Annotated in this window: 8 protein-coding genes; 7 read left to right on the top strand and 1 reads right to left on the bottom strand. The window is 71.2% G+C overall.

Going from position 1 to position 7,526, the window contains the following annotated elements; genetic code table 11:
- Window positions 1-87: 87 nt before the first annotated feature.
- Window positions 88-2,118 carry a glycosyltransferase family 2 protein gene (locus tag ACUN9U_RS13150; RefSeq protein WP_445485448.1) on the bottom strand — a complete coding sequence of 677 codons (2,031 nt, stop codon included), beginning with the start codon at window positions 2,116-2,118 and terminating at the stop codon, window positions 88-90.
- A gap of 155 nt (window positions 2,119-2,273) precedes the next feature.
- Between ACUN9U_RS13150 and ACUN9U_RS13145 the strand changes: the two genes are divergently transcribed.
- The 7 genes from ACUN9U_RS13145 to ACUN9U_RS13115 all read left to right on the top strand — a co-directional run bounded on the left by ACUN9U_RS13145 (window position 2,274) and on the right by ACUN9U_RS13115 (window position 7,526).
- Window positions 2,274-3,101, top strand: coding sequence for a flagellin N-terminal helical domain-containing protein (locus tag ACUN9U_RS13145; RefSeq protein ID WP_445485447.1), 828 nt, complete (start codon window positions 2,274-2,276; stop codon window positions 3,099-3,101).
- 100 nt (window positions 3,102-3,201) lie between these two features.
- Window positions 3,202-4,545: a flagellar filament capping protein FliD gene (fliD, locus tag ACUN9U_RS13140; protein ID WP_445485446.1), complete on the top strand. Its 1,344-nt coding sequence runs from the start codon at window positions 3,202-3,204 to the stop codon at window positions 4,543-4,545.
- A 14-nt stretch (window positions 4,546-4,559) separates the two neighbouring features.
- The gene (gene fliS, locus ACUN9U_RS13135; RefSeq protein ID WP_445485445.1) at window positions 4,560-4,982 is read left to right on the top strand and encodes a flagellar export chaperone FliS; all 423 of its coding nucleotides are present in this window, start codon (window positions 4,560-4,562) and stop codon (window positions 4,980-4,982) included.
- Entirely contained in the window at window positions 4,979-5,308 is a 330-nt protein-coding gene (locus ACUN9U_RS13130) for a hypothetical protein (protein WP_445485444.1), read from the top strand. Before fliS ends, ACUN9U_RS13130 begins: the two co-directional genes overlap by 4 nt.
- A 4-nt stretch (window positions 5,309-5,312) precedes the next feature.
- On the top strand, window positions 5,313-6,581 hold the full coding sequence (locus ACUN9U_RS13125; protein WP_445485443.1) for an EAL and HDOD domain-containing protein: 1,269 nt from the start codon (window positions 5,313-5,315) through the stop codon (window positions 6,579-6,581).
- A 172-nt stretch (window positions 6,582-6,753) separates the two neighbouring features.
- Complete coding sequence (locus tag ACUN9U_RS13120; RefSeq protein ID WP_445485442.1) at window positions 6,754-7,098, top strand: flagellar basal body rod protein FlgB; 345 nt, start codon at window positions 6,754-6,756, stop codon at window positions 7,096-7,098.
- Window positions 7,099-7,106: 8 nt separating this feature from the next.
- Window positions 7,107-7,526, top strand: coding sequence for a flagellar basal body rod protein FlgC (locus ACUN9U_RS13115; protein WP_445485441.1), 420 nt, complete (start codon window positions 7,107-7,109; stop codon window positions 7,524-7,526).

The following is a 7,526-nucleotide window of genomic DNA, read 5'->3' as shown; positions in this document are numbered from 1 at the left end:
GCCCCTACCGAGCAGGCCCCTACCGAGCAGGCCCCCACCGGTGCAACCGGTGGGGGCCTGCTCGTCGGACGACGGGAGGGACTCGCGTCAGGCGTGGACCGGCTGCGCTCCTCGGGCAGCATCGACCAGCTGGCCGAGGGTCCGTGGCGTCGTCCGGCTCATCGACCTCAGCACCTCGTCTACCTGGTCTGAGGACATCGCCTCGAGCAGCGCGACGAGCTGACCCAGCGCCCTCCTGTCGTCGAGCGCCTCCGCGAGGAGCGCCCACGCCATGCACCTCTCCATCGGAGGGGCGCCCGCCGCGGTCGCCAGCTCCTGCAGCGGCGACAGCGTGGACAGCCCGGCCTCGCCCGCCACGAGCGTCCAGCGCAGGGCCGCTTCCCAGCCCACGCGGGGAGCGGCGATCGACGCGGCGACCACGGGCCTGACGTCCCCCGGACGAGCGTCGGCGAAGGCCTCGCACCACGCGAGGCACAGCCGAGGTGCTTCCGCGGCGAGCGCGCGCAGGGACCGCGCCAGGAAGCGTTCGTCGGAGGCCTCGACCGCCTGCCGCAGCCCGCCGGGCAGTGACTCGCTCACCCGCACGAGAAGAGGGACGTCCACATGCTCCGCATGCGTCGTCAGCAGCGGCAGCAGGAGCTCATGAGCTCGGGCGTGGTTCCCCAGGCCGTGCTCGAGCTGCGCCAGGGCGCCGACGGCTCGGTGGCCGGGGAAGGCCACCCCCCACACGTCGGCGCCGCCGGCGGCCTCGCCACCACTGACGAGCCCCGCGAGCAGAGCAGCTGCTGCGGGCAGCTCTCCCTGACCTGCGAGGACCGATGCCTCCATCAAGAGGCACGTGCCGGGGCTCTCACCACTCGCTCGGGCGGCCTGGATCCAGCGCTCGGCGTCAGCCCAGGCGGACTTGTGCAGGAGGAGGGGCAGCGCCACCCGCGATGCCGTCACGATGCAGGCATCATTGGCGGACGAGGCCAGCAGCTCCTCCAGGGCGGCCAGACCTTCGTCCGGCTCACCCGCCCAGACGAGGCTCCGGCCGAGGTTGGAGAGGGCCCGGGCGTAGGCGGGGTCGCCCGGTTGGAGCCGAGCGAGAGCCGCCCTCGAGATGTCGACGTTGCGGCTGGCCTTGTCCTTCTCGTGCACCACCACCGCGGTGTATCCGCTGTGGAGCAGTCGCACCGGGGGGACGACCGCGGCCCAGTCGAGGTCACTGCCGTCCAGCGAGACCACCTGCTCGTGGAGCGCTCCCGACCACTGCGCACCGCGCCGCCGGAACAGGCGCGGCGCACGGAAGGTGAGTCCGTCATCTCCGCCGTTCCACGTGACGTTGACGACCTCGACGAGCATGCCCGCGGAGCGGCAGGCGTCGATGCTCGCCCGCAGCCCTACAACGTCACCGTCGAGGACCTCGTCGGCGTCGACCGAGAGCACCCAGTCACCGGTCGCGTGCTCCAGTGCACGGTTGCGAGCACTGCCGAAGTCGTCGTCCCAGTACCCCTCGATGACCGTCGCGCCTGACTGACGGGCCACGTCCACCGTCGCGTCGGTGCTGCCGGTGTCGTAGACGACGACTTCGTCAACGACCCCGACCAGGGCTGCCAAGCTCGCCGGCAGCGTGTCCTGCTCGTCCTTGACGATGAGGACGGCGGAGAGCGTCCGCTGAGTGACGTCCTTGCTCCGGCCGCCGGGCGTGCGCTGGTGAGCCCTGCTCAGAGGAGCGCCCAGGACCACCGCAGCGCCCCGCGCCCCCGGCGGCAGCAGACGCATCTCCGAGGCACCGCTGACCACTCGGGTGACGACTCCGTCGTGGGCCCTCCGCAGCAGCTCCTCGTACCAGCCAGCAGACAGCGACCACTCCGCGGACATGACGACGACGGCCCGGCCGGCGGCGGCCTCTGCAGCCAGGAGGACCTCCAAGCCCGCGTCATCCGCGACCAGGCGGACGGTCACCCGCTGGGCGAGCGCCCTCTCGAGCACTGCAGGACGTGCAGAGGCGATGATCAGACGCACCTGCTCCGGGACCGTGCGGAGGACGCGGCGGGCGAGCTGCAGGACTCCAGCGTCGACGCTGGAGCACCGCAGGAAGACGCAGGCGTCGAAGGAGGTGAGGTCGAAGGGCATGCCTCTCCATCGGCCGATCGGGCGAGGACCTGAAACGGGGGCCCATCACCCGATCGGCGCCAAGCCCTCAAGCAGCCGCTCCGACGGCCGATGGACCTGGTGTCAGCCCATGGACGGGCTTTCGCACCACCCACCAGTCTCACGGAGGAACCACCATGTCCATGTCTGTCGTGAACAACTCCGCGGCGTACAACACCTACCGCAACCTGAGCTCCACCCAGGGCACCCTCTCGAAGAGCCTCGAGAAGCTGTCGAGCGGTTTCCGCATCAACCGCGCTGCGGACGACGCCGCGGGTCTGGCGATCTCCGAGGGTCTGCGCTCGCAGGTCAACGGTCTGAACCAGGCCGTGCGCAACGCCCAGGACGGCATCTCCGTCGTGCAGACCGCTGAGGGTGCTCTCAACGAGACGACCTCCATCCTGCAGCGCATGCGGACGCTGGCCGTCCAGGCGGCGAACTCGGGCTCGCTGTCCGACGACGCGAAGGACAACATCAACACCGAGGTCACTCAGCTGAAGGAGGAGCTGACCCGCATCGCGGACAGCACCAAGTTCAACGGCACGGCGCTGCTCAACGGCTCTTACGGCGGCACCTTCCAGGTGGGGGCCAACGTCGGCGAGGTCATCAAGGTCTCGATCACGGCCACGATGAGCGCTGCTGGCCTCGGTCTGGGCTCCATCAGCCTCGCGGCCACCGGCGGAAACGCCAACGCCGCGATCTCCGCGCTGGACGCCGCCATCAAGACGGTGTCCACCCAGCGCGCCAACCTCGGTGCCTACCAGAACCGCTTCGAGCACACCGTGAACAACCTGCAGGTCTCCATCGAGAACCTCACCGCGTCGGAGAGCCGCATCCGCGACACCGACATGGCGTCCGAGATGGTCAAGTTCACGAGCACGCAGATCCTCCAGCAGGCCGGCAGCGCGATGCTGGCGCAGGCCAAGAACCTGCCTCAGTCCGTGCTGTCGCTGCTGCAGGGCTGACCCCAGCACCCCACTGGCTGCCGCCCCAGGTGCATCCGCCCTGGGGCGGCAGCCCGCTGTCCACGACCGCGCACGTCGCACCTGACCGGAGGACCCTCCCGTGGCCACGTCCATGTCATCAATAGGCGGCCTCGTGTCCGGGCTGAACACGAAGGACCTCATCAGCCAGCTCATGGCCGTGGCCGCGAAGCCCCAGGTGCTGTTGAAGCAGCAGCTCAGCGCGACCAACGGGCAGGTGACCGCGGCGCAGGCCATCAACACGAAGGCGGCGTCCATGGCGTCGCTGGCTGCCGACCTGGCCGCAGGCCGGGTCTTCTCCCAAGCTGCCGCGACCTCCTCGAGCCCCCGTGTGACGGCCACCACCACGGGCCTGCCCGAGGAGAGCACGATCTCCTTCACCGTGCGGCAGCGGGCCCAAGCGGCGAGCGTCTCGCTCGGGTCCTTGACCAGTGACGGCGACCCGAGTCAGGACGGGGTGCAGTTCCAGCTCCTCGCGCGCGGTTCAACCTTCGACGTCACGGCGAAGAGCGGGGCCCCCGTGGACGTGGCCGCGGCCATCAACGCCGTCGACGGGGCTGGAGTCGTCGCTCGCGTGGTCAGCGACGACGTGAGCGGTCAGCAGCGCGTCATCATCACGGCCAAGTCGACCGGCAGCACCAACGCCTTCTCGCTGCGCTACGACGCGGACGACCCGTCTGGCATGGGCGCTGTCCAGCTGTCCGAGGGACGGAACGCAGAACTCGACCTCGGCACGGGCGAGGTCATCGCCAGCAGCACCGACACCTTCAAGGGACTCATCCCAGGGGTCGACGTGACGCTGCAAGCAGGTGCGGCGGCCAACGACACCGGGCTCGTGACGATATCCACCGCCGTCTCCTCCTCGAGCATCGCTGCGAAGGTCTCAGCCTTCGTCGGGTCCATGAACACCGTCATCTCCGACCTCGCCTTCCACACCAAGGCCCTGGCGGCGGGAGTCACCCCCTCCTCGAGCTCGGGAGGACTCCTCCGCGGCGAGGCAGCCTTCCGCACGCTCTCGTCCAGCCTCCTGGACAGCGTCAGCCGCAGCTCCTCCTCGGTCCAGGCGGGCCTCCAGGTCACGCGCGACGGCAGCGTCTCCTTCGACGCGACCCAGTTCCAATCCCTCTACGACTCCAACCCGGCCGCAGCCAAGAAGGCGCTGACCGACTTCGCCGCAGCGGTCCAGGAGATCGGCAAGGGGGCCAGCGACGCGACCCGCGGTTCAGTGACGAACTACATCAGCGGCAGCAAGAAGTCGGTCACCACGCTGACCGACCGCATCGCCGACTGGGACGTGCGGCTGGACGCGAGGCAAGCCCGGCTCACCGCACAGTACGCAGCGCTCGAGACGGCGTTGCAGAAGGTCAAGAGCCAGTCCGACGCTCTCACCTCTGCCCTGGCATCGCTCAGCCCGAACACGAACTGACCCGCGACGGAGGAATGACAGTGACCACAGGACTGGCCGCTCGCCGCGCTCGCTTCGTCTCGGACGGTGTGGCTGCCGCATCTCCCCAGACGCTGCTCGTGATGCTCTACGACCGCTGCGTGCTCGACCTGAAGCGGGCAGAGACCGCCCAGCGAGCGGAGCGGTGGGAAGAGGCGAACCGCCACCTCCTCCACGGTCAGAGCATCGTCTCGGAACTGTCACGGGCGCTGGACACCGACGCCTGGCCCGGTGGCGAGAAGCTCCAGTCGCTCTACTCCTGGCTGCGCCGAGAGCTGGTCGCGGCCAACGTCAGCCGTGACGCCGCTCGTACCGCCTCCGCTCGTCGCCTGCTGGAGCCGCTCGCCGAGACCTGGCGCCAGGCCGTCAACGGTGCCTCTTCCAGCAGCACCGGGGCTCAGCTCGGAGGTACCGCGTGAGCGGCCACGGCCAACGAGCGCTCTGGGCCGCCTCCCTGGACGCCCTCGAGGTGGACCTCGCTGAGACCGAGCGCGCTCTCTTCCTGGAGACCGCGGTCGACGTCGTCCCCGAGGTGCGCCCGACGTGGCAGGCTCCCGCCGTGCCGCTGCCCGCCGAGCTCGCCCCGCGCGCCGCCGCTCTGCTGGCGCGCCACCAGGAGCTGACCGCCCGCGTCGAGCGCGCCATGGCCGGCCTGCGCCGCCAGCAGCGCCGCGCGAGCCAGCTGCACGGCCGCCTCGACCTCGGCACCGCACCACCCCCGGTGTACGTCGACAGGGCGGTCTAGCCCCGTGCCGCTCAGCACCCCCGTCCGCGTCGGCCGCCAGGCCATCGTGGACCGCGCGCTCGACCTCGTCGGCTACGAGCTGCTGTTCCGCGCCGGTGGCGCTGACGCGGCGAACCTGCGCGGGCAGGCGGAGCACGACGCGGCGACCTCGCAGGTGCTGACGGCCGTCCTGGGCGACTTCGGCGACCGCACCCTCTCCACCGGGTCGCGCTTCTTCGTCAACCTCACCCGCGCCTTCGTCGTCGGTGAGCTGCCGCTGGCCCCCGGGCTCGAGGACGTCGTCCTGGAGCTGACCGAGGAGATCCTCGTCGACGAGGAGGTCATGGCCGGGGTCCACCGGCTGCGCGACCGCGGCTTCTCCCTCGCCGTCGACGACTTCGAGGGCGAGCCCCACCGACTGCCGACGCTACCGCTGGCGCACTTCGTCAAGCTGGTCCTGCCGCCCGCCGACGAGGCCCTCGTCGAGGCCGACGGCCGCCTGGTGGACCGGTTCGACCACGTCGAGCAGCTCATCGCGCTGGTGCGCGAGCACAACCCGGCCGCGCTCATCGTCGTCGAGCGCGTGGAGAGCCTGGAGGACTTCCAGCGCTGCCGCGCCCTCGGCGCCGACCTGTTCCAGGGCTACTGGGTCCAGCGCCCGGTGGTGCACGAGAGCGCGTCGATGAGCCCTGCGCGCCTCTCGGCGCTGCGCCTGCTCGTCGCCCTCGGCGACCCCGACACCCCGACGGCGGAGATCGAGCACCTCGTCCTGGCCGACCCGGCCCTGAGCTTCCGCGTGCTGCGCCTGGCCAGCTCCTCGGCCGTCGCCACCCGCTCCCCGGTGAGCTCGGTCGGCCAGGCCCTCGTGCTGGTCGGCCGCCGCACGCTCTCCTCCTGGGCGGCGCTCACCGTGGTCGGCGCCTCCAGCGGCGACGGCCGGGGGCAGGGCCGCGCGGCGCTGACCTTCGTGCTCGCCCGCGCCGGCGCCGTCGCCCGCCTCGCGGCCGACAGGTCGCAGGAGGCCTACACCGCCGGCCTGCTCTCCGGCGCCGCCGAGGCCATGGGCCTGCCGCTGGACGAGCTGCTCGCCACCGTCAACGTGCCGCCGGCCCTGCGCGGTGCCCTCACCGAGTTCCAGGGCCCGGTGGGCAGCGCGCTGGCCGCGGTGCTCAGCACCGAGGCCAGCCCCACGGCGCCGCCGCCCGCCGACGCGCCCTCCCCGGTGGAGGCGGGCCGCGCCTACGCGCGCGCCCTGTCCGAGGCCGCGGGCCTCTCGGCCATGCTCACCTCCTGAGCCGGCCGACACGGACCTGAGGGACCGCCCCGACTCGTCACCCGCTCGGGCTCAAGGACGTCACCCGGTCTGCCGAAGACTCCTCTGAGCGACGGATCGCTCACCCAGCGGCCACGGACACGGCCACACCCTCGCGGGACTGCCCGGCAGCCCGCCCTCGTGGGAGGCCCACGTGTTCGACTCCGTCAGCTCCGCCGCGCTGCGCTCGGCCCTGGACGGGCTTGCCTCACGCCAGCGCGCCACCGCGGACAACATCGCCAACATCAACACCCCCCACTACCTGGCAGCCCGCGTCGACTTCGAGTCCGCCCTGCGCCAGGCCGTGGACGGCGGCAGCGGCGTCGCCGCGACCACCGAGTCGCGCGACATGACAGCCCCCACCCGCGAGGACGGCAACAACGTCGACCTCGACACCGAGACGCTCTCCAACCTCGACACCCAGCTGCGCTACCAGCTGGTCTCGCAGGCGATGAGCGGCAAGTTCTCCACCGTCGCCGCCGTGCTGAAGACGAGCTGAGCGCCGCCATGAGCCTCTTCGACGCCCTCAAGGCCTCCGGGTCCGGCATGACGCTGGCCCGCAAGTGGATGGACGCCGTCGGCGACAACATCGCCAACATCAACAACGTCTCGCGCACCGACGAGGACTCCTTCCGGCAGCGCTTCGTCATCGCCCAGGCCAAGGACTACGGCACCGACCACGCCGGCAGCAGCGCCGGCGGCGTCCAGGTGGCCGGCGTCGCCTTAGGCAGCGGCCAGGGCCGGCTCGTCTACGACCCGACGCACGTCCTGGCTGACGAGGACGGCTACGTGAAGATGCCCGACATCGACATGAACAGCCAGATGGGCCAGCTGATCATCAGCCAGCGCGCCTACCAGGCCAACGCCGCCGTCGTCGAGCGCGCTCGCGCCTCCTACGAGGCAGCCATCAACATCGGAGCGAAGTGA

It is taken from the genome of Quadrisphaera sp. KR29 (genome assembly GCF_052644995.1).
Note: the sequence above shows the minus strand (reverse complement) of the source record. Positions and strands in the feature narration are given on the sequence as shown.

Coding starts and splice junctions, on each gene's coding strand:
- ACUN9U_RS13150 (WP_445485448.1), bottom strand. CDS start 2,118: ATGCCCTTCGACCTCACCTCCTTCGACGCCTGCGTCTTCCTGCGGTGC.
- ACUN9U_RS13145 (WP_445485447.1), top strand. CDS start 2,274: ATGTCCATGTCTGTCGTGAACAACTCCGCGGCGTACAACACCTACCGC.
- fliS (WP_445485445.1), top strand. CDS start 4,560: ATGACAGTGACCACAGGACTGGCCGCTCGCCGCGCTCGCTTCGTCTCG.
- ACUN9U_RS13115 (WP_445485441.1), top strand. CDS start 7,107: ATGAGCCTCTTCGACGCCCTCAAGGCCTCCGGGTCCGGCATGACGCTG.